The organism is Paracoccus salsus (assembly GCF_021556615.1).
GTDB lineage: Bacteria > Pseudomonadota > Alphaproteobacteria > Rhodobacterales > Rhodobacteraceae > Paracoccus > Paracoccus salsus.
On sequence record NZ_JAKGGD010000005.1, the window covers coordinates 1 to 20,395 of the forward strand.

Annotated in this window: 20 protein-coding genes; 13 read left to right on the plus strand and 7 right to left on the minus strand. The window is 64.0% G+C overall.

What is annotated here, in order from left to right; genetic code table 11:
• Positions 1-165 precede the first annotated feature (165 nt).
• Positions 166-786, minus strand: coding sequence for a protein-methionine-sulfoxide reductase heme-binding subunit MsrQ (gene msrQ / locus L1965_RS10765; protein WP_235756446.1), 621 nt, complete (start codon positions 784-786; stop codon positions 166-168).
• Positions 786-1,682, minus strand: a complete 897-nt coding sequence (msrP, locus tag L1965_RS10770; RefSeq protein WP_235756447.1) for a protein-methionine-sulfoxide reductase catalytic subunit MsrP — start codon at positions 1,680-1,682, stop codon at positions 786-788. Before msrP ends, msrQ begins: the two co-directional genes overlap by 1 nt.
• A 76-nt stretch (positions 1,683-1,758) precedes the next feature.
• On the opposite strand from msrP, the gene L1965_RS10775 reads away from it, so the two are divergent.
• Positions 1,759-2,205, plus strand: a complete 447-nt coding sequence (locus tag L1965_RS10775) for a DUF302 domain-containing protein (RefSeq protein ID WP_235756448.1) — start codon at positions 1,759-1,761, stop codon at positions 2,203-2,205.
• 84 nt (positions 2,206-2,289) lie between these two features.
• Here the strand turns inward: L1965_RS10775 and recQ are convergent, their stop codons facing one another.
• Complete coding sequence (gene recQ / locus L1965_RS10780; RefSeq protein ID WP_235756449.1) at positions 2,290-4,338, minus strand: DNA helicase RecQ; 2,049 nt, start codon at positions 4,336-4,338, stop codon at positions 2,290-2,292.
• Positions 4,338-4,631 (minus strand): YggT family protein, encoded by a 294-nt coding sequence (locus tag L1965_RS10785; protein ID WP_235756450.1) that lies wholly within the window; start codon positions 4,629-4,631, stop codon positions 4,338-4,340. Before L1965_RS10785 ends, recQ begins: the two co-directional genes overlap by 1 nt.
• Positions 4,632-4,763: 132 nt before the next feature.
• Between L1965_RS10785 and L1965_RS10790 the strand changes: the two genes are divergently transcribed.
• The 5 genes from L1965_RS10790 (at position 4,764) to L1965_RS10810 (ending at position 9,195) form a co-directional block, all read left to right on the plus strand.
• The gene (locus L1965_RS10790; RefSeq protein WP_235756451.1) at positions 4,764-5,324 is read left to right on the plus strand and encodes an acyl-CoA thioesterase; all 561 of its coding nucleotides are present in this window, start codon (positions 4,764-4,766) and stop codon (positions 5,322-5,324) included.
• A gap of 45 nt (positions 5,325-5,369) precedes the next feature.
• A complete protein-coding gene (locus L1965_RS10795; RefSeq protein WP_235756452.1) occupies positions 5,370-6,740 on the plus strand; it encodes an MFS transporter in 1,371 nt (456 codons plus the stop codon).
• Positions 6,737-7,600, plus strand: a complete 864-nt coding sequence (gene mepA / locus L1965_RS10800; RefSeq protein WP_235756453.1) for a penicillin-insensitive murein endopeptidase — start codon at positions 6,737-6,739, stop codon at positions 7,598-7,600. The genes L1965_RS10795 and mepA overlap by 4 nt, the downstream gene beginning before the upstream one ends.
• On the plus strand, positions 7,573-8,472 hold the full coding sequence (locus L1965_RS10805) for an esterase-like activity of phytase family protein (RefSeq protein WP_235756454.1): 900 nt from the start codon (positions 7,573-7,575) through the stop codon (positions 8,470-8,472). Before mepA ends, L1965_RS10805 begins: the two co-directional genes overlap by 28 nt.
• A gap of 120 nt (positions 8,473-8,592) precedes the next feature.
• Complete coding sequence (locus L1965_RS10810; protein WP_235756455.1) at positions 8,593-9,195, plus strand: queuosine precursor transporter; 603 nt, start codon at positions 8,593-8,595, stop codon at positions 9,193-9,195.
• A 528-nt stretch (positions 9,196-9,723) separates the two neighbouring features.
• Here L1965_RS10810 and L1965_RS10815 read toward each other — a convergent pair.
• Positions 9,724-10,710, minus strand: a complete 987-nt coding sequence (locus L1965_RS10815) for a PDDEXK family nuclease (protein ID WP_235756456.1) — start codon at positions 10,708-10,710, stop codon at positions 9,724-9,726.
• A gap of 289 nt (positions 10,711-10,999) precedes the next feature.
• On the minus strand, positions 11,000-12,181 hold the full coding sequence (locus L1965_RS10820) for an acetyl-CoA C-acyltransferase family protein (protein ID WP_235756457.1): 1,182 nt from the start codon (positions 12,179-12,181) through the stop codon (positions 11,000-11,002).
• Positions 12,182-12,324: 143 nt separating this feature from the next.
• Between L1965_RS10820 and L1965_RS10825 the strand changes: the two genes are divergently transcribed.
• Positions 12,325-13,587 (plus strand): glycosyltransferase family 4 protein, encoded by a 1,263-nt coding sequence (locus L1965_RS10825; RefSeq protein ID WP_235756458.1) that lies wholly within the window; start codon positions 12,325-12,327, stop codon positions 13,585-13,587.
• Here L1965_RS10825 and L1965_RS10830 read toward each other — a convergent pair.
• Positions 13,584-14,345: a DeoR/GlpR family DNA-binding transcription regulator gene (locus tag L1965_RS10830; protein ID WP_235756459.1), complete on the minus strand. Its 762-nt coding sequence runs from the start codon at positions 14,343-14,345 to the stop codon at positions 13,584-13,586. The two genes, L1965_RS10825 and L1965_RS10830, sit on opposite strands and share 4 nt — an antisense overlap.
• 121 nt (positions 14,346-14,466) lie before the next feature.
• Between L1965_RS10830 and glpD the strand changes: the two genes are divergently transcribed.
• From glpD to L1965_RS10860, 6 genes are all read left to right on the plus strand, one after another.
• Positions 14,467-16,035 carry a glycerol-3-phosphate dehydrogenase gene (glpD, locus tag L1965_RS10835; protein ID WP_439332082.1) on the plus strand — a complete coding sequence of 523 codons (1,569 nt, stop codon included), beginning with the start codon at positions 14,467-14,469 and terminating at the stop codon, positions 16,033-16,035.
• The gene (locus L1965_RS10840) at positions 16,032-17,102 is read left to right on the plus strand and encodes an ABC transporter ATP-binding protein (protein ID WP_235756461.1); all 1,071 of its coding nucleotides are present in this window, start codon (positions 16,032-16,034) and stop codon (positions 17,100-17,102) included. Before glpD ends, L1965_RS10840 begins: the two co-directional genes overlap by 4 nt.
• A 19-nt stretch (positions 17,103-17,121) precedes the next feature.
• On the plus strand, positions 17,122-18,213 hold the full coding sequence (locus tag L1965_RS10845) for an ABC transporter ATP-binding protein (protein ID WP_235756462.1): 1,092 nt from the start codon (positions 17,122-17,124) through the stop codon (positions 18,211-18,213).
• Complete coding sequence (locus L1965_RS10850) at positions 18,213-19,079, plus strand: carbohydrate ABC transporter permease (protein WP_235756463.1); 867 nt, start codon at positions 18,213-18,215, stop codon at positions 19,077-19,079. Before L1965_RS10845 ends, L1965_RS10850 begins: the two co-directional genes overlap by 1 nt.
• Positions 19,079-19,900, plus strand: coding sequence for a carbohydrate ABC transporter permease (locus tag L1965_RS10855; RefSeq protein WP_235756464.1), 822 nt, complete (start codon positions 19,079-19,081; stop codon positions 19,898-19,900). Before L1965_RS10850 ends, L1965_RS10855 begins: the two co-directional genes overlap by 1 nt.
• 211 nt (positions 19,901-20,111) lie before the next feature.
• A complete protein-coding gene (locus L1965_RS10860) occupies positions 20,112-20,393 on the plus strand; it encodes a DUF2160 domain-containing protein (protein WP_338421487.1) in 282 nt (93 codons plus the stop codon).
• Positions 20,394-20,395 lie beyond the last annotated feature (2 nt).

The following is a 20,395-nucleotide window of genomic DNA, read 5'->3' on the forward strand; positions in this document are numbered from 1 at the left end:
CGAAACAGCAAAACCAAGTCCCGCTATCCCGTCCCTCACAGCGTCTCCCGCCGTTCGGTGAAGCGGTATTTACGGACCAGAACCAAAACCCGCAAGAGGGTTTCGCGAAAAAATCGCCGCGGAAGCTGAAATCACTCTCAAGCCATTGTTACAGATATGTTTTTTCTATGCCTTTTGTAGCGCGCCCCGTTTCAGCGGCCGCGGGATTGCCACGCGCAGCCCCAGAAGCGACAGAATCACCAGCAGCCAGAAGCCGGGCGTGACCGGAAATGTCTTCAGCGCCCAGATCCAGTGCAGCGCCACAAGCGGCGCGGCGATGTAGACAAGCCTGTGAAGGCGTCGCCACGCCTGCCCGCCCATGCGTCGGATCGCCAGATTGCTCGATGTCACGGCCAGAACCGCCAGCAGCGTGAAGGCAGTCATCCCGAACAGCAGATAGGGGCGCTTCACGATGTCCTTGGCCATCTGGCCCCAGAGGAAGCCCATGTCCATCGACAGCCACGACAGCACATGCAGGCCCGCATAGGTAAAGCACAGCAATCCAAGCGCGCGCCGAAAGCGCATGAGACTGATGCCGCCGATCCGCAAGAGCGGCGTTACCGTCAGGCTCGCGACCAGGAAGTACAGCGCGGTGCGGCCGAGTCGGTGCTCGATATCGCGAATCGGATCGATCCCCAGGCCGCCCGCCACCGCGTCCCAGACCAGTAGCAGCAGCGGAACCAGACCGCCCAGCCAGACCGCCCAGACCGGCAGCCGCCTCAATGCATCGTTGACCTGCCTTATCATCAGTAGTGCTTCGCCAGATCCATGCCCGCATACATCGAGGCAACCTGCTCGGCATAGCCATTGAACATCAGCGTCCTGTCTCGCCCCGCGAACAGGCCCGCACCGATGCGTCTCTCGGTCGCCTGCGACCAGCGCGGATGGTTCACCTCGGGGTTCACATTGGCATAGAAGCCGTATTCCGAAGGCTGCAGCGCGTTCCAGGTCGCCAGGGGCTGCTTGTCGGTCAGCGTGATCTTCACGATCGACTTGATCGACTTGAAACCATATTTCCAGGGCACCACCAGCCGGATCGGTGCACCGTTCTGATTGGGCAAAGGATCGGAATAGAGGCCGGTGGCCAGGATCGTCAGCGGATGCATTGCCTCGTCCAGGCGCAGCCCCTCGCGGTAGGGCCAGTCCAGGATCGGCCGGGTCTGGCCCGGCATCTCGTCGGGGCGGAACAACGTCTCGAACGCGACGTATTTCGCGGAAGGCCGGACGCCCGCCTTTTCCAGCACCGAGGCAAGCGGCACGCCGATCCACGGGATCACCATCGACCATGCCTCGACACAGCGCAGCCGATAGATCCGTTCCTCAAGCGCATTCTCGGGCGCCAGATCCTCGACCGCGTAACTGCCCGGCCTCTCGACCATGCCGCCGATCTCGACCGACCATGGGTCGGTCGTCAGCGCCCCCGCATGGCGGGCGGGATCCTCCTTGCCGGTGCCGAATTCGTAGAAATTGTTGTAATTGGTGATCTCTTCCAGCGTATTCGGTGCCTGATCGGTCGAAAAACGCGACGGCCTGGCAGTCAGCGCCAGGGCCGGGGACGCCGCGAAGGCGGTGCACGCCGCAACAAACCCACGCCGACTGAGCCAGTCGGCCTTGGGGGTCACGTCAGACCATGAAAGTTTCATATTCTTCCTCCGATATGTCTTGCGTCGGCTACGCATGCTGACCCATCATCGCACAGTCACGATGAAGGAGGCTGAAATGCGCATCACATTCCTATTACCCTTCGTACTTGCCGGGCTGTCTGTTACCGCCCATGCCGAAAGCCCGGCGTTAACGCATCAGGTCGAGGGTGAGTTCGACGACGTCGCATTCGCTGTCGAGAACGCCATCATCAACGCCGGGCTGGTCATCGACCATCGCAGCTTCGTCGGCGAGATGCTGGCGCGAACCAAGGAGGATGTCGGCGGGTCGGATGACCTTTTCACGAAGGCGGACGTCTTCACCTTCTGCTCGGCCATCGTGTCGCGGCAGGTCATGGAAGCCGACATCATGAACATCCAGCACTGCCCGTATTCGATCTTCATGTTCGAAGCGGCGGACGCACCCGGCACCATCACGGTGGGCCGGCGCGACTACGGTCCTTCGATGGAACCCGTGGCCGAGATGCTGGACGACATCATCGCCGAGGCGCTGGCGCTGAACTGAGCCGCCATACTCATCGCGGGTGGCGCAGCTTGCGCCCCTGCGAACGGCGGCAGAGATCCCTGACGCCCCGCCCGCCGGCGTTGCTCAGCCTTCCGTGATTTCCCGCAGGAAGGCGTCGGCGAAGCGATCGAGGCGTGGCGCATCCAGATGACGGGCCAGCGCGGCCTTGTCTGCGGGATGCGTTTCGGCAATGCGGCGCAGTTGCGCGGTCGAGCATGACAGCGGCTTTTCGGTCCCGTCCTCGCCACGGGCCAATCGCTTCTGGACGTCGATCAGCCGGTCGAACAACGCGCCTTCCGGGCGACCCGCAAGCGCGCGCCGGTGCGGATGCATGTCGGGTTGATCGCCGGCGATCACCGAGAGGAACTCGCGCCCGTAGCTTTCCAGCTTCTTTGCGCCGACGCCGTTCACCTGGGCCATCTGATCCAGCGTCTGCGGACGGCTTTGCGCCATCTGGATCAGTGTCCGGTCGGGGAAGATGACATAGGCGGGCACGCGCGCCGCCTCGGCCAGGGCGCGGCGCTTGGACTTCAGCGCCGACAGCAGCGGCTCGTCCTCTTCCGACACCTGTGTATGCACGACATTCGCGGCCTTGGCCCGCAGGGTGGTGTCACGGCGCAGCGTCACGCTGGATTCGCCCCGCAGGATCGGGTGCGCGGCCTCGGTCAGGAACAGCGCACCGTGACGATCCGGGTCGGGGCGGCACAGATCCAGTCCCATCATCTGCCGGAAGATTGCCTGCCACTGTCCGCGCGTGTGGTCGCGGCCGACACCAAAGGTCGGCAGCTTGTCATGGCCGCGTTCGCGGATTTTCTCGGTCGCGTTGCCGGTCAGGATATCGATAAGGTGGCCCGCACCGAACCATTCTCCTGTTCGCAGCATCGCGGACAGCGCCATGCGCACGGCCTGCGTACCGTCGAACAGCCTGGGCGGCGACAGGCACAGATCGCAATTGCCGCAATCCTCGGGCAGATGCTCGCCGAAATAGGCCAGCAGTCGCTTGCGCCGACAGCCGGTGGCCTCCGCCAGCCCCAGCAGCGCGTTCAGCCGCGCATGGTCTGCGCCCTTGCGCGCCGATTCCGCCAGACCCTCATCGACCTGGACGCGGCGCAGGCGGATGTCGTCAGGCCCATACAGGGTCAGCGTCTCGGCCGGATCGCCGTCTCGGCCGGCGCGACCGATTTCCTGATAGTAGGATTCGATGCTCTTGGGCAGGTCCGCATGCAAGACCCAGCGAATGTCGGGCTTGTCGATGCCCATGCCGAAGGCCACTGTCGCGACCACGATCAGCCCGTCTTCTCGCTGAAACCGGCCCTCGACCTCGCGGCGGCGGTCGGCCTCCATGCCGCCATGATAGGCGACCGCGCTGTGGCCTTCGGCGGTCAGCGCCGCGGCCAGCGTCTCGGTTCTTGCCCGGCTGGCGCAATAGACGATGCCGGACTGGCCGCGCCGGGCCGCCACGAACGCCAGCAACTGCGTGCGCGGGCTGTCCTTTGGCTGGAATGCCAGGCGGATGTTCGGACGGTCAAATCCGCGCAGGAAGGTCGTGGGCTCCTGCCCCTCGAACAGGCGCGTGACGATCTCGGCGCGCGTCTCGGCGTCGGCGGTGGCGGTAAAGGCCGACAGAGGAACCGCCAGGACGCGCTTCAGCTCGCCGATGCGCAGATAGTCCGGGCGGAAGTCGTGGCCCCACTGGCTGACGCAATGCGCCTCGTCCACGGCGATCGCGGTGACGCCCGCGCGGCGCAGCAGGGCGACCGTCCCGCCAGAGGCCAGGCGTTCTGGCGCCATGTACAGAAGTTTCAGTTCGCCCAGACCAAGCGCCTCGAGGACGGCGTCGGTCTCGTCCTGGGTGTTCCCGCTGGTCAGCGCGCCCGCCCCCACGCCCGCAGCGCGCAGGGCCCGCACCTGATCGCGCATCAGGGCGATCAGCGGCGATATCACCACCGTCACCCCTTCGCGCATCAATGCCGGAAGCTGATAGCAAAGCGACTTGCCGCCGCCGGTCGGCATGATCGCCAGAACATCCTGTCCCGCCGCGACAGCCTCGACGATCTCGCCCTGACCGGGCCGGAAGCCGTCAAACCCCCAAACCTGCCGCAGAAGATCCCCCGCCACCACGTCCCTCGGCATCACATGCCGTAGAAGAAGCCGGCGTTGTTGGCCAGGGCGCGCTGCAGAACGATGATGATGATGAAGACGACCAGCGGGGCCAGATCCAGCCCGCCGGTATTGGGCAGGATGTTGCGGACCGGTCGATAGATCGGTTCAAGCAGGCGGTTCAGCCCGTCCCAGATCTGTGCGACCAGCGGTTGCCGCAGGTTCAGCACCTGGAAGTTGATGAGCCACGACATGATGATGTGGACGATCATCACGAACCACACCACCTGCAGGATCAGTTGCAGTGCCTCGTACAGCGTTCCCATCGTGTCCTCTTTGCAGCCGTCGGGCCCTGTATGGCGGCGGGGGCGTGCGGGTGCAACCCGGTTGCCGCAGCGTCCGGGTTGACGATGCCGTGGCAGAGAGGCAGGCCGTGCCCGTCCAGAACGGGGTTGCTCATGTATCCGCTGATCCGATTTGCCAAGGAAATGATCAAGTTTCGCAACGCGCCGGCACTTGCGCCGCTCGAGGCGCATGTGTCCACCCATATGTGCTGGCCCTGGGATCTGGATCCGTGGATCGAACTGAACAACGGCCGCACGCTGACCCTGTTCGACCTTGGCCGCATCCCGATGGCGCACCGGGCCGGTCTGACCCGGGTTCTTCCGGCCAATGGCTGGGGCATCACGGTAGCGGGCAACTCGACCCGTTACCGGCGGCGCATCCGCATGTTCGACCGTTTCACCATGATCTCTCGCATGATCGGCTGGGATGACCGCTTCGCATATATGGAGCAATCCATGTGGAAGGGCGGCGAATGCTGCAATCACATGCTGCTGCGGTCGGCGTTCACCTCGGCGCAGGGGATCGTGCCGCCCGCAAGGGTCCTGGAGGCCCTGGGTCACAGGATGGACAGCCCCGCGCTGCCGGATTGGGTGCAGGCCTGGATCGATGCCGACGCGCAGCGGCCCTGGCCGCCCGAAATCCCGCCCGAGGCGAAACGCCACTTGCCAGCCTAGCCCCGCTTCGGCCTTATGAGCGCGCAGGGCAGGAAGGGCGGCAGGATGCAGCGCAGGCGGATCTGGGGCTGGTGGTTTTTCGATTGGGCCAGCCAGCCTTATTCGACGCTGCTGCTGACTTTCGTCTTCTCGGTCTATTTCGCGGATGTCGCCAAACATCACTTCATGACCATCGGTGCCAGCAGCACGCTGGCCGGCGCGCAGGCTCAGGCCCTGTGGGGCTATGGGCTGTCGATCAGCGGCCTTGTAATCGCGGCGCTGGCGCCGGTGCTTGGCGCGATCGCGGACACATCCGGGCGCAGGATGCCATGGATCTGGCTGTTTTCCGGCATCTATGTCTTCGGCGCCACGGGCCTGTGGCTGCTGATGCCGGAACAGCCCGCGCTGATCCAGGCGGTGATCCTGTTCGGGATCGGCCTGATCGGGATGGAGTTCGCGACGATCTTCACCAATGCCCTGCTGCCAGGACTTGCGCCCCGTTCCGAGACCGGGCGCATTTCGGGGTCAGGCTATGCGTTCGGCTATCTCGGCGGAGTCGTGGCGCTGGTCATCATGCTTGCGGCCTTCCAGGAAACGCCAACGGGCCGCACCCTGGTCGGGCTCGAGCCGCTGTTCGGCCTTGATGCGGCGCAGCGCGAGGGCACGCGCTTCGTCGGTCCGTTCGTGGCACTTTGGTACATCGTGTTCATGGTGCCGTTCTTCCTTTGGGTCAAGGAACCACCCGGACCGCGCGCGCCGATCCGGCTTCGCGTGGCGCTGCTTGACCTGTGGTTGCTGCTCCGCAGCCTGCGCCACCGTCGCAGCCTTGCGAGCTGGCTGGGCTCGTCGATGCTGTCGCGCGATGCGTTGAACGCGCTTTACGGGTTTGGCGGGGTCTATGCCGGCACCGTGCTGGGCTGGCCGGTGTTCCTGGTCGGCGTGTTCGGGGTGATCAGCGCGATCGCGGCCGCGATCATCAGCTGGCTGGGCGGCCGGGCCGATCGCCGCTGGGGCCCGCGCCCTGTCATCATCGCCTGCACGCTGGCCCTGATCCTCGTCTGCATGACGATCGTCGGCATGGACCGCCAGAGCCTTTACGGCATGGCGCTGCCCCGGGCACCGCTGCTTGCCGGGCTGCATGCTCCCGACCTGATCTTCTTTGCCTGCGGCGTGCTGATCGGCGGCGCGGGCGGCGCGCTGCAAGCCGCCAGCCGGACGATGATGGTCCGTCACACCACCGAAGAGCGCGCCACGGAAGGCTTCGGACTGTACGCGCTGTCAGGCAAGGCGACCGCCTTCCTGGCACCGTTCCTGATCGCCACCGTGACCGATCTGACAGGCGACCAGCGCATCGGAATCTCTCCGTTGATCGTGATGTTTCTTCTGGCGCTGGTTCTGCTAGGTTGGGTCAGACCAGAAGGAGAGGCAAGGCAGTGATCCGAGAAATCCTGGCCGCCGCCGCCATCATGGCGGGGCTGGCGGCGCCCGCGATGTCCGACCCGATCGCCAAGGACGTGTTCGGAAGTTTCAGAAACGCCTCGCAAGGGCCGGCCGTATCGATCGGCTACTATTCCAAGGGCTGCGGACAGGGCTTCGTGCAACTGCCCGAAAGCGGACCCAGCTGGCAGGCGATGCGCCTGTCGCGCAACCGCAACTGGGGCCATCCCGAGATGATCAATTTCCTGGTCGGACTGTCCCAGGCCGCGCAGCAGGCAGGCTGGCGCGGGCTTTACATCGGCGATATCAGCCAGCCGCGCGGCGGCCCGATGCTGTCGGGCCATGCAAGCCACCAGCTGGGGCTCGACGCCGATATCTGGATGCTGCCGCCCTCGTCGCTGAACCTGTCGCCGGCGCAGCGCGAGAGCGTGTCATCGGTTTCCGCCGTCGCCAGGGGCGGCACGGCCCTGTCGTCGAATTTCAATGGCGGACATATGGCGATCATGCGCGCCGCCGCGCGCGACGCGCGCGTCGAGCGGATATTCACCGATCCCGTCGTCAAGGTCGCCATGTGCCAGCTTGAGAAAGGCGATCGCAGTTGGCTGCGCAAGGTCCGTCCGCTGAACGGACATGACTACCATTTCCACGTCCGGCTGACCTGTCCGCGCGGATCGATCTGCAGGGACCAGGATTCCCCCCCGCGCGGCGACGGCTGCGCCGAGGCAGCAGAATGGATCAAGAACCGTATTGATCCAGGCCGCGTGAAACCCACGCCTCCGGATCCCGATTACCGCCATCCGCGCAGCTACCGGCTGAGCGAACTGCCCGCGCAATGCCGAACCGTCGCAACAGCGCCCTGATCGCGTTTCTTTCGGTTTTCCTGATGGCGGCCGGCAGCCTTGCGGCGCCGGCCGCGACGCTGGAATATGTCGGAACCTTCGTGTGGCATGGCGGCGAGGGCAGTTTCGGAGGGTTTTCCGGGATCGAGGTCAGCCCCGATGGCAACGGTTTTCACGCGCTGAGCGACCGCGCCTATCTGTATTGGGGCAGCATCGAGCGCGATCCGCAGGGCCGGATCCGAGGCCTCGACGTGGCCGGGCGGGCGCATCTCAAGGACAGCAAGGGCGAGGCCCTGAAACCCGGCTATCTCGGCGACAGCGAAGGGCTTGCCATCGGCCAGGACGGCCGCATCTGGGTCAGCTTCGAAGGTCTGGACCGCATCGCGGCCTATGACGATCCCGACGCCCCCGCCACTCGCCAGCCGCGACCGCCGGAAACCCCCGGAATGCGGCTGAATGCGGGGCTGGAGGCCTTGGCGATCCGTGACGATGGCAGCCTGATCGCAGTGCCAGAGCGTTCGGGTCGCGAAAGCTGGCCCTTTCCGGTTCTGCACTACAAGGATCGCGAGTGGAGCACCCTGACCCATATTCGCCGCGATCCGCGTTGGCTGCCGGTGGGCGCGGATTTCGGACCGGACGGGTTCTTCTATCTGCTCGAGCGTGACTTCCACGGCCTGTTCGGTTTTTCCTCGCGGGTGCGCCGCATGCGCCTTTCGGAAGACGGCCCGCAGGACGAGCAGGTCCTGTTGACGACAAAACCCCTGCAATACGACAATCTGGAAGGATTGTCGGTCTGGCATGATGGCCAGGGTATCCGGCTGACCATGATCTCGGACGACAATTTCCTGATCGTGCAGCGCACCGAACTGGTCGAATACCGGCTACGCGACTGAACCGGCTGACAGGCTGGACACGGGTGCCGCGCATTGACAGCCACGGTCCGCCCGCGTATCTGCCCGGCTGTCCCGATCGGGGCCGAGTTGTTCCGCGACCTTGTAAAACGGAAATCTGACATGATCCTCTATTTGCCCGGCGTCCTTGCCATGGCCGCGATCGTCGTGGCCTCGAACATCCTGGTGCAGTTCGTCATCGGGGACTGGCTCACCTGGGGGGCCTTTACCTATCCCTTCGCCTTTCTCGTCACCGACGTGATGAACCGCGTCTACGGCGCCCCCGCAGCGCGCCGCGTGGTCCTGGTGGGGTTTGCCGCCGGTGTCATCTGCTCGCTGATCGCCGCCGGGCTGGACAAGACCACGCTGCGAATCGCGGTTGCGTCGGGGCTGGCGTTCCTGACCGCGCAGTTGCTGGACGTTGCGATCTTCGACATGTTGCGCAAGGGGCGCTGGTGGGTCGCGCCACTGGCCTCGACACTGATCGGATCGGTGGTCGATACCGCGCTGTTCTTCGGCATTGCCTTTTCGGCGGCTCTGCCCGGCGATGCCAACACGGGCTGGGCCAACGAGGTGGTTCCGCTGCTTGGCTACGGTCCGGTCACGGCGTTGTGGATTTCGTTGGCAACTGCCGATTGGATGGTCAAGCTTTGTCTGGCTCTACTTGCCCTTGTGCCTTTCCGTATCATTGTACGCAATTTGTTGCGCCAGCGCGGACAAATATGATTGACACATCGTCGATCTGTGGCACCATCTCCATACAGAGTCAGTAAATTGAAAGGAGGTGGTCCAGTGTCGAGAGTGATATTGGAGAGAGGTGTCGGAACAGTCAGGGGGATCGCGGCCTGAGGGCAGCCCCAAGGGTCTTGCGCCCTGATTGGGAACGGGCGGATTCAATCCATCCCTAACCGGACCATCTCCGTGGATCTCGCGGGCCGCCACATCGAGGCGGCCCGTTCCAGTTCGCGACCATCGAGATCGCGCTTGCCGGCCCGGGGTCAATCCCGATCCGAACCGCGCGGTCGGTGAATCGTCCGTCTGGATCCTGCGCGATGTCATGCGATCGAGATCAGGCTGACCTCTGCGGATCCACCAGCGCCTTGGCAGATCCGGCATGCCGCGCGCCACCACCGACCCGCGCGCCTGACGGCACGGGCCTTGCGGACCTCACGTCGCCGGTCCTGGCTGGAGGCGAGGCTCGCAGGGGTCCAGCCTGCTGACATCTTCCGGATGGCCTGAGAGGCACCCCAGATATCAGAAAGGAATCTCGTCATCCTCAGCAGGTTGGTCCGGGAGCGCGCCGGGAGGAAGGGGGATGTTCGTCGTGATGAAAAGATTGAGAATATCGCCTCGTTCCATGAACATCACCTGTGAGCGCTTCGACGCGTCTAGCTTTTCGCCGAGCCAGTTCCTGGCCTGCTTCGTGATCTCGCCACCGGCTACGATGAACGCATGGTCAACCAAGACCCTCCGGTTCAGCTCCGGATCGAATATTTCGTGGCCCAGCATCATGCTGACCTGATTGTGGATTTCTGCAACGTTAGCGTTTCCAGACTTGCTTACCCCGGATGAGTCCAGCTTTCCCTTCTTTGCCTGAATGCCAAAGTAAAGAACGTGAAGTGTCGGAAGCGTATACTTCATCCAGACATCCTTGCCGTATTCCAGGGCCTTGTCCTTGTGCCCTGCCGCGGTGATGCGGTGAAAGCCGAGCTGTCGGAACAAGGGCAAGAGCACTTCCTCGATCAACTCATCTTCGGAACACCGATCCAGGTAGTCCGAGAGGTGCTTGCCGCGCGCGATCTCGACTGAGGACAACGGGCGATGGGGATTTCCGAACTGGGCGATCGTGTTCGTCTTGATGTGTCGCAGTTGTGCGATGGTGTCATCGTCGTAAAACGCTTCCCACCCTTCTCGCCTCAGCACCGTATTCACGGCAGAAAGCGCATTGGCGCGATCTTCGTCGCCTGTCTGCGCTTCCCCAGGGTCGAGCAAAGTTCGAATGATGCGAATGAACGGGTCGGGAGGAAGCTGTGGCGACTGCTGCGGAAGTGTCATGACTTCCTCCAGCCGATCCGAGACCCACCGCCAACGAGTGCTGCCATCGTGAACATACTCAAGATCGCAATCCTCGAAAAACTCGGTGAGGTATGAGCCGGAACGATAAGGGAAATGCGGCCCCGCCTCCTCGTCTCCGCAGATCATGCGAGCCAATTCACGAAGGCTTCTCTTCTTCCATTCCATGACAACTGCCTCCCTCATCAGTCCGTTTGCAGGAATTCGGGACTATTTTGACCGGGGCGGAAGGAGATACTCGGCGGTCGGGAAGAATGTTGGGGCGTAACGGACGCCAACGCGATTTGCGGACACCCCTATTCTTCTGGGCAGAGGAATTGCCCAACTCGCGCAAAGCTTCGCGACCGCCGGATGCTCCCCGGGCAGAACCTCGTTGCACGAAGAACGCTCGGCCACCCCGATGGGCCGCCGCGCCGATTCCCTGCCTTGGATGATCGCCGTCGCCGGCGAGGTGCCGTCAGAGGCGCTGAATCGCCAGGGCAATGCCCTGACCGCCGCCGATGCACATGGTGATCAGGGCTGTCTTTCCGTCGATACGTTCAAGCTCGTGCAACGCCTTGACCGTCAGGATCGCGCCGGTCGCACCGACCGGGTGCCCCAATGCGATGGCGCCGCCGTTCGGATTGACCTTCGCGGGGTCCAGCCCCAGCCCCTTGTTCACCGCCAGCGCCTGCGCCGCGAAAGCCTCGTTCGATTCGATCACGTCGAAATCGTCCGCGGCCAGACCGGTTCTGCGCATCAGCTCCTCGACCGCAGGGACAGGGCCGATGCCCATCACCTCGGGCCGGACACCAGCCACGGCATAGCCGAGGATCCGCGCGCGCGGTTTCAGCCCGGCCTTCTCGGCCGCGCCGGCACGGGCAAGCACCAGCGCCGCCGCGCCATCGTTGATGCCGCTGGCGTTGCCGGCCGTGACCGAGCCGCCCTTCTTGAACACCGTCTTCAGACCAGCCAGCTTTTCAAGCGTGGTATCCTTGGGATGCTCGTCTGTGTCGAAGGCCACCATGCCTTTGCGCGTCTTGACCTCGATCGGAACGATCTGGTCGCGGAAATGCCCCGCAGCGATCGCGGCGGCTGCCCGGCGCTGCGATTCCAGGGCGAATTCGTCCTGCGCCTCGCGGCTGATATCGTGTTCGGTCGCGACGTTTTCGGCGGTCACGCCCATATGCCCCGTGCCCATCGGACAGGTCAGCGCGCCGGTCATCATGTCCAGCATGACCTGATCCCCCATCTTCGCGCCGAACCGGGCCGAGGGCACCGCATAGGGTGCCCGGCTCATGCTTTCGGCGCCGCCTGCCAGCGCGAAGTCCGTATCGCCCAACAGAAGCGCTTGCGTCGCCGATACGATTGCCTGCGCGCCCGAACCGCACAGCCTGTTCACATTCATCGCGGGCGCGGTATGGGGGATGCCGGCCTCGAGCATGGCGGCCCGGCTCAGATACATGTCGCGCGGCTCGGTGTTGATGACGTGGCCGAAAACGACATGGCCGATCTGTTCCGGTGCGGTCCCTGCACGCTCCAGCGCCGCACGCGTCACGCTTGCGGCCAGCGAGATCGGCGGAATGCCGGCCAGACTGCCGCCAAAGGTTCCGATCGCGCTGCGCGCTGCGGACAGAATCACGATCTGCTCTGCGGACATGACACTTTCCTCCTGTTTCTCCACAAGGGTGGATCATAGGCCTGCCCTGCCCAACCGCAACAGCAGAAAGCACCGCAAAATTGCGAACCGCGCTCAAACCGCCTATGCTCGGCGAGCATCGAAACGACCCGGACGGTGAACACATGCGCAATGATTTCGCGGCGTGCCGCGCCATGCTGACCGGTCGCCGCTACCTGCTGACTTCGCTGGTTCCGTTCCACCGGGATGAGCGGGGCGATGTCTGGGTCAACGACCTGTGGCATCGCGACCTGATGATGCATCTGAACTACATCCCCGACCTGTTGGTGCTTGCCGCCCAGGCAGAGGGTCCCCTGGGCGAAAACATGATGCGCGTCGAGCCGGAGCCGGGTCAGCGGATCGCGTTCCTGCCAACCGGGCCGGTCCTGACCGGACGGCGGCAACTGCCAGCCGCGCTGCCGCGCATGGTCCGGGCGATGCGGCAGGCGCTTGCGCAGGCCGATGTGGTTCACAGTGGCGTGGGCGGCTGGCCGGTTCCGCCGGGCGTGATGCTGAATCCGATGACGATCCGGCGCGGCCTTCCCCTGATCATCGTCATCGAAAGTGCATTCTGGCGTATCCCTGAAGGCACGAAGGCGGGGCTGCGCTGGCGAGTCGAGGCCGCTGCGACAGAGCGGTTCGCCCGCTGGTCGGCCGCCCGCGCCGCGCTGGCGATCTACACGCACCGATCCTATGCCGAATCGCTGCCGGTCGGCCCCGAGGGGATCGCAGCCGTCACGCCGGCCTCGTGGATCAGAACCGAGGATGTCGTGACCGAGGACGCGCTGGAGGGTTTCTGGCAGGGCAAGCCGGACCAGCTGCGGCTGCTGCTTGCCTCGCGCCTGACCGAGGAAAAGGGCACCGGGGTGGTGCTCGAGGCCTTGCGGCAGATGGACCAGCAGGGCGCCGCCCTGCATCTGGACGTGGTCGGCAGCGGCTCAATGGCGCCGCAGATCGCCGATTTCGCCGAGCACGCACGCCATGTGCGCGTGAGGATCCTGCGCGAAGTGGCTTATGCGACCGAGTTCCTGCCGCTTCTGCGGAACTATCATGCCGTGCTGGTGCCAACGACGAGCGACGAACAGCCCCGCGTGATTCTGGACGCGTTCTCGCAGGGCGTGCCGGTGATCGCCTCGGACACTGCGGGCAATCGAGAGGTCGCGACGGACGGCCTGAACGCGCTGTTCGTGGCGCGCGGCGACGCGGCTGCGCTGGCGCGCTGCCTGTCGGATCCCGCGCTGACGCCCCAGGCCTTGCACCGGCTGTCGGCGCCGGCGCGCGCCCGGGCCGCCTCCTGCACGCATCTGATGATGCATCAGCGCCGCGCCGCGCTGCTGGTCCGGGCCCTTGAGGGCAAGATGCCTGCACCCGGCGGGACGGGCACCTAGCCGGCCACGATCACCCGCGTCTGCCATTCGGCGCATCGCTGCATCAGCTCGTCGGGCAACGGCTTGTCAACGAACACCGTGTCCAGCTCGGCCATCGAAATGATGCGTACCGGGGCCGACCGCTCCAACTTGCTGATATCGGTCACGAGAAAGGTCTTGCGGGCAAGCCCGGCGATCGCGCGGCTGACCCGCACCTCGGCCATGTCGAAATCCAGCAGGTCGCCCTCGGCATCCAGCGCCGACGTTCCGATAATCGCGTAGTCCGGCTTGAACTGTGCCATGAACTCGGTCGTCATGTCCCCGACCAGCCCGCCATCGGATCTGCGCAGCGCCCCTCCGGCCACCATGATCTCGCAGCTTTGGTTGGGCACCAGGATGTTGGCGACATTGATGTTGTTGGTGATGACGGTCAGGTTCCGGTGGCTGGACAGTTCGCGCGCGACCGCCTCGGTCGTGGTTCCCAGGTTGATGATGATCGAGGAATTGTCGGGGATTTCGGCCGCACAGGCCCGCGCCACCGCAAGCTTGGCGTCCTCGTTCATGCGCCGCCGCTCTTCATAGCCGATATTGCTGACCCCGCTGCGCATCACCGCGCCGCCATGCACCCGGTCCAGCATGCCCTGATCGGCCAGTTCACCCAGGTCGCGGCGGATTGTCTGCAACGTCACATCAAAGCGCTCTGCCAGATCCTCGACGGCGACCCGCCCGGATGAGCGCGCCAGATCGAGGATCTCCATTTGCCGAATGTTGAGTGCCATGACGTCGCCTTGTCCCTTGCTGCCAGAAAAGCCCCATGCGCGAATTTCTTCAATACGAACAAAAACGCGTATCCGCGAAATTTTTTGTTGACTTGACGCGCCGATTCGCGATGATCGACGGATGACCTGGGGAGGGGCCATGTCGGATACAACAGATCTTTTTATCATAGGCGGCGGCATCAACGGCTGCGGAATCGCTCGCGATGCCGCAGGTCGGGGATTGTCGGTTCGCCTGGCCGAGATGGGCGACCTGGCGCAGGCGACCTCTTCCAAGTCCACCAAGCTTTTTCATGGTGGGCTGCGCTATCTGGAATATCTTGAGATCCGCCTCGTGCGCGAGGCGCTGAAAGAGCGCGAGGTGTTGCTGCGCGCCATGCCTCATATCAGCTGGCCCATGCGTTTCGTGCTGCCGCTGGACCCCCAGATGAGGTTCGAATCGGATACGCCGGTCAGCAAGGCGCTGGCAATAGTGATGCCTTGGAACAAGGGGCATCGGCCGAATTTCCTGATCCGCGCGGGACTGTTTCTCTATGACAATCTGGGCGGCCGGAAGATCCTTCCCGGGACAAGCAGCCTGTCCCTGGACGGCACGCCGGAAGGCGCTCCTTTGCAGAACCGCCTGAAAAAGGCTTACGAATACAGCGATTGCTGGATCGAGGACGCGCGGCTTGTGTCTCTGAATGCGCGGGATGCCGCGATCCGGGGTGCCGACATCATCGTCGGCGCGAAGGTGGCCGACGCCGCGCGCGAAGACAAGCTGTGGCGGGTCACGCTGGAGGATGGGCGGGTGTTTCACGCCCGGGCACTGGTCAATGCGGGCGGTCCCTGGGTCGGTCGGGTGATCCGGGACGTCGCCCACCTGCCCTCGACCGAGACCGTGCGCCTGGTCCGCGGCAGCCATATCGTCGTGAAGCGGCTTTATGATCACGACAAGGCGTATTTCTTTCAGGGACATGATGGCCGGATCATTTTCGCGATCCCCTATCAGACCGATTTCACCCTGATCGGGACGACTGACCGTGACCATGACGGCAGCCCGCTCGAGGCCGAGTGCACGGAGGAAGAACAACAATATCTTTGCGATTTTGCCTCCGAGTATTTTGCCCGCCCGCTGACACGAGACCAGATCGTCTGGACCTATTCCGGCGTGCGTCCACTTTATGACGACGGGGCGAAATCGGCAACGGCGGCCACGCGCGACTATGTGCTGTCCATGGACCAGAACGGCGCGCCCTGCCTGAACGTGTTCGGCGGCAAGATAACCACCTATCGCCGGCTGGCGGAAAGTGCGCTGGAAAAGCTGATGCCGCATTTCCCGCAGGCCAGCGCAACATGGACGGCGGGCGTCGCGCTGCCCGGCGGCGATTTCCCGGTCGACGGCGTGCCCGCGCTGATCGCGGATCTGTGCGCCCGGCATCCGTTCCTGGATCAGCCCTGGGCCACGCGCCTGGTGCGCGCTTATGGCACCGACGCCGCCCGCATGTTGGGAAACGCCGCCGCCAAGGCGGATCTGGGCCGCGATTTCGGGGCCACGCTGACCGAGGCCGAAGTGCGCTGGCTGATGGAACATGAATTCGCCCGCAACGCCGAAGACGTGGTGTGGCGACGCAGCAAGTTGGGATTGCGTATGAGTGTCGAACAAATCGACGCCCTGGAGGAATGGATGAATCAGATGAGGGCGGCCGCATGACACTGGAACTTAGCGGCATCACCAAATCGGTCGGCGGCCGGATGCATATCCACCGCACCGACCTGACCTTGCAGCCGGGCAGCATGAACGTGCTGCTGGGTCCGACGCTGGCGGGAAAGACGACACTGATGCGCCTGATGGCCGGGCTGGACAAGCCCAGCCAGGGGCGGGTGATCTGGAACGGCACCGATGTCACCGACCAGCGCGTTCAGGACCGCAAGGTTGCGATGGTCTATCAGCAGTTCATCAACTACCCCTCGATGAAGGTGTATGACAACATCGCCTCGCCGCTGAGGCTGATGGGCGTGGACCGCGAAGAGGTCGACCGCCGCGTGCGCGAGACTGCCGACATGATGCGGCTGACGCCCATGCTGGATCGCAAGCCGCTGGAGCTTTCGGGCGGACAGCAGCAGCGTTGCGCGCTGGCACGCGCGCTGGTCAAGGGCGCGGGGCTGGTCTTGCTGGACGAGCCGCTGGCCAATCTGGACTACAAGCTGCGCGAGGAGTTGCGCGCCGAAATTCCGCGAATCTTCGAGGAATCGGGCGCGATATTCGTTTACGCGACCACCGAACCCGAAGAGGCATTGCTGCTTGGCGGCAATACCGCGACGCTGTGGGAGGGCCGGGTGACGCAGGTCGGTCCGACGCCTTCCGTCTATCGCGCGCCTCAGGATGCCACCACCGCCCGGGTCTTCAGCGACCCGCCGATGAACTTCAAGAAGGTCTCGATCAAGGCGGGCCGGGCGGGCATTCATTCGGCGCAGTGGGACACCGGCGATCTGCCCGACGGCGACTATCTTGCAGGCTTTCGCCCCGCGCATCTTTCGCTGTCGGAAACTCCGGGCGCCGTGCCGCTGTCGGCCATGCTCGAGACAACCGAAATCACCGGCGCGCGAACCTTTCTGCATCTGCGGCATGGTGACGACCGCTGGGTCGGCCTGGTGGATGGCGTCCACGATCGCGATCACGGAGCGCAGATGACCGTGTGGCTGGACCCGTCGCATGTCTACCTGTTCAAGACCGACGGCCAGCTTGCACGCACAGCGCCCTACGCGGCGGCCGCATGACGCGGAAGGGGAGGAAATCATGACACAGATCACGCTGGAGAACCTGGCGCACAGCTATCTGCCAAACCCGTCGAAGGACGAGGATTGGGCGCTGAAACCGATGAACATGGTCTGGGAGGATGGCGGCGCCTATGCGCTGCTGGGATCCTCGGGTTGTGGAAAGTCGACGCTTCTCAACATCATATCGGGGCTGCTGGTGCCCTCGAAGGGGCGGATCCTGTTCGGTGACAGCGATGTCACCGCGCTGCCGACGCTGGAGCGCAACATCGCGCAGGTCTTTCAGTTTCCGGTCGTCTACGACACCATGTCGGTGCGCGAGAATCTGGCGTTTCCGCTGAAGAATCGTGGCCTGCCGCTGGATCAGATCGCAAGCCGCGTCGCCGAGGTGGCCGAGATGATCGGCATGGCCGAAATCCTCGACCGGCGCGCCCGCGGCCTGACCGCCGATGCCAAGCAGAAGATAAGCCTGGGCCGTGGCATGGTGCGTCAGGATGTGAACGCGATCCTCTTCGACGAACCGCTGACCGTCATCGATCCGCACATGAAATGGGAATTGCGGACCCAGCTGAAGGATCTGCACCGCCGCTTTGGCCATACGATGATCTATGTCACCCATGACCAGACCGAGGCGCTGACCTTCGCCGATCAGGTCGTCGTCATGTATGACGGCCAGGTCGTGCAGGCCGGCACGCCGCAGGCGTTGTTCGACGCCCCGGAACACACCTTTGTCGGCTATTTCATCGGTTCGCCGGGCATGAACCTGCTGGATGCGAAGATCGACGGAGACGCGGCCCATGTCGCCGGCACGCACGTGTCGCTGGCCAAGGGTTATGGTCCGCTGAAAGGCCATACGCAGATCGGCATCCGACCCGAATTCATGCGCCTCGGGACCGGCGATGAGGGCCTGCCCTTCAAGGTCAACCGGATCGAGGATGTCGGCCATCATCGCATCGTGCGGGGTCAGGTCGACGGTGCCAACATCAATGTCGTCGTCCCCGAAAGCCAGCCGCTTCCGGCCGACGCCAATCGGGTCATTCCCGATCCCGCGCATATCCACGTCTATACCGATGACTGGCGGGTCGATCCCGCCCGACAGGAAAGGGCTGCCTGATGGACAAACCCGTCAACAACAGGGCATGGTTTCTGGTCATGCCCGTCCTGGCGCTGGTCGCATTCTCGGCCTTGCTGCCGCTGATGACCGTCGTGAACTATTCGTTGCAGGACACCTTCGGCGGCAACCAGTTCTTCTGGGCCGGCCTCGAGTGGTTCGAGGATGTGGTCCATTCGGACCGCATCCGGGCAGCCCTTGGGCGTCAGGTCCTGTTCTCGGCGAGCATTCTTGCGATCGAGATCCCCCTGGGCATCTTCATCGCGCTGAACATGCCCAAGAAAGGCGTGTGGGCCAGCTTCTGCCTCGTGGTCATGGCGCTGCCGCTGCTGATCCCGTGGAACGTGGTCGGCACGATCTGGCAGGTCTTCGGCCGCGTCGATATCGGCTTGCTGGGCTATACGCTGACCAAGCTGGGCATCAGCTACAACTATGTGAACGATCCGATCGCCGCCTGGATCACCATCATCGTGATGGATGTCTGGCACTGGACTTCGCTGGTTGCGCTTCTTTGCTATGCCGGCCTGCAATCGATCCCCGATGCCTATTACCAGGCCGCCAAGATCGATCAGGCCAGCCGCTGGAAGGTGTTCCGCTATATCGAACTGCCCAAGATGCAGGGCGTGTTGCTGATCGCCGTGCTGCTGCGCTTCATGGACAGCTTCATGATCTACACCGAGCCCTTCGTGCTGACCGGCGGGGGACCGGGCAACGCCACCACCTTCCTGTCCATCGACCTGGTGAAGATGGCGGTCGGCCAGTTCGACCTGGGTCCTGCGGCGGCGTTCAGCCTCATCTACTTCCTGGTCATCCTGGTGATTTCGTTTGTCTTCTACACACTCATGACCAAGGAAGGGGAGGCGCTCTGATGGCTGCCGTTGCTGAATCGAAAGGCCGGGGCGCAGCACTTGTGATGGTGCTCTACCTGCTGTTCCTGATGCTGCCGATCTATTGGCTGCTGAACATGAGCCTGAAAACCAACCGCGAGATCCTGGGCGTGTTCAGCCTGTGGCCGCAAAACCCGACGCTGGACAATTATCGCACCATCCTGACCGATCCCAGCTGGTACATGGGCTATGTGAACAGCCTGACCTATGTGGTGCTGAACACCGCAATCTCGATCGCGGTGGCGCTGCCGGCGGCCTATGCGTTCAGTCGCTATCGGTTCCTGGGCGACAAGCACCTGTTCTTCTGGCTGCTGACCAACCGGATGGCGCCAGCGGCGGTCTTTGCCTTGCCGTTCTTCCAGCTCTATTCCTCGATCGGGCTGTTCGACACGCATATCGCGGTGGCGCTGGCGCACTGCCTGTTCAATGTGCCGCTGGCGGTCTGGATCCTCGAAGGCTTCATGTCCGGCGTCCCGCGCGAGATCGACGAAACCGCCTATGTCGACGGCTATTCCTTCCCGCGCTTCTTCGTCCGGATCTTCATGCCGCTGATCGCATCGGGCATCGGCGTCGCGGCGTTCTTCTGCTTCATGTTCTCGTGGGTTGAACTGCTGTTGTCGCGCACCCTGACCAGTGTCGACGCCAAGCCGATTGCCGCGACGATGACCCGAACGGTCAGCGCCTCGGGCCTCGACTGGGGCGTGCTGGCGGCGGCGGGTATCCTGACGATCATCCCGGGTGCGTTGGTCATCTGGTTCGTCCGCAACTACATTGCCAAGGGCTTTGCCCTGGGACGGGTGTGATGCAGGATATGGCAGGTTTCGTCTTTGCAAGGGCATCCCGGGGGTCCGGGGGCAGAGCCCCCGGCCGTCGCGGGACGCAGGATAGGAGGCTCTGATGCAAAAATCGGTAACGATCGGCTTCGGCCTCGCCGGCCTCGTCTGGATGGGCTTCATCGCCTGGCTGGTCATGCAGGTTCCCATGCGCGACGGGTCGCGCGACTGGTTCGGCAGCATGAACCCCGGCGGCTGGATGGCCTGGACCTTTCCGGCGGCGTTGTTCTTCACCATTATTGCAGGGTTGCTGGTCCTGTTCACATGGCTTGCGATCCGCTTTCCCGAAACGCCGCGCAAGGGCGTTCTGGGCATCAACAGCACGCGCGGCGACAGGCTGTTCATCAGCCTGCTCGGCTCGGCCTTCATCTGCCTGATCTGGCTCGGCGTCGTGGGCACGCCGGTCTGGGGGGCGCTGGTCATCGCGCTGATCTATGCCGCAGCGGTGTTCCGCTGGGTATGACG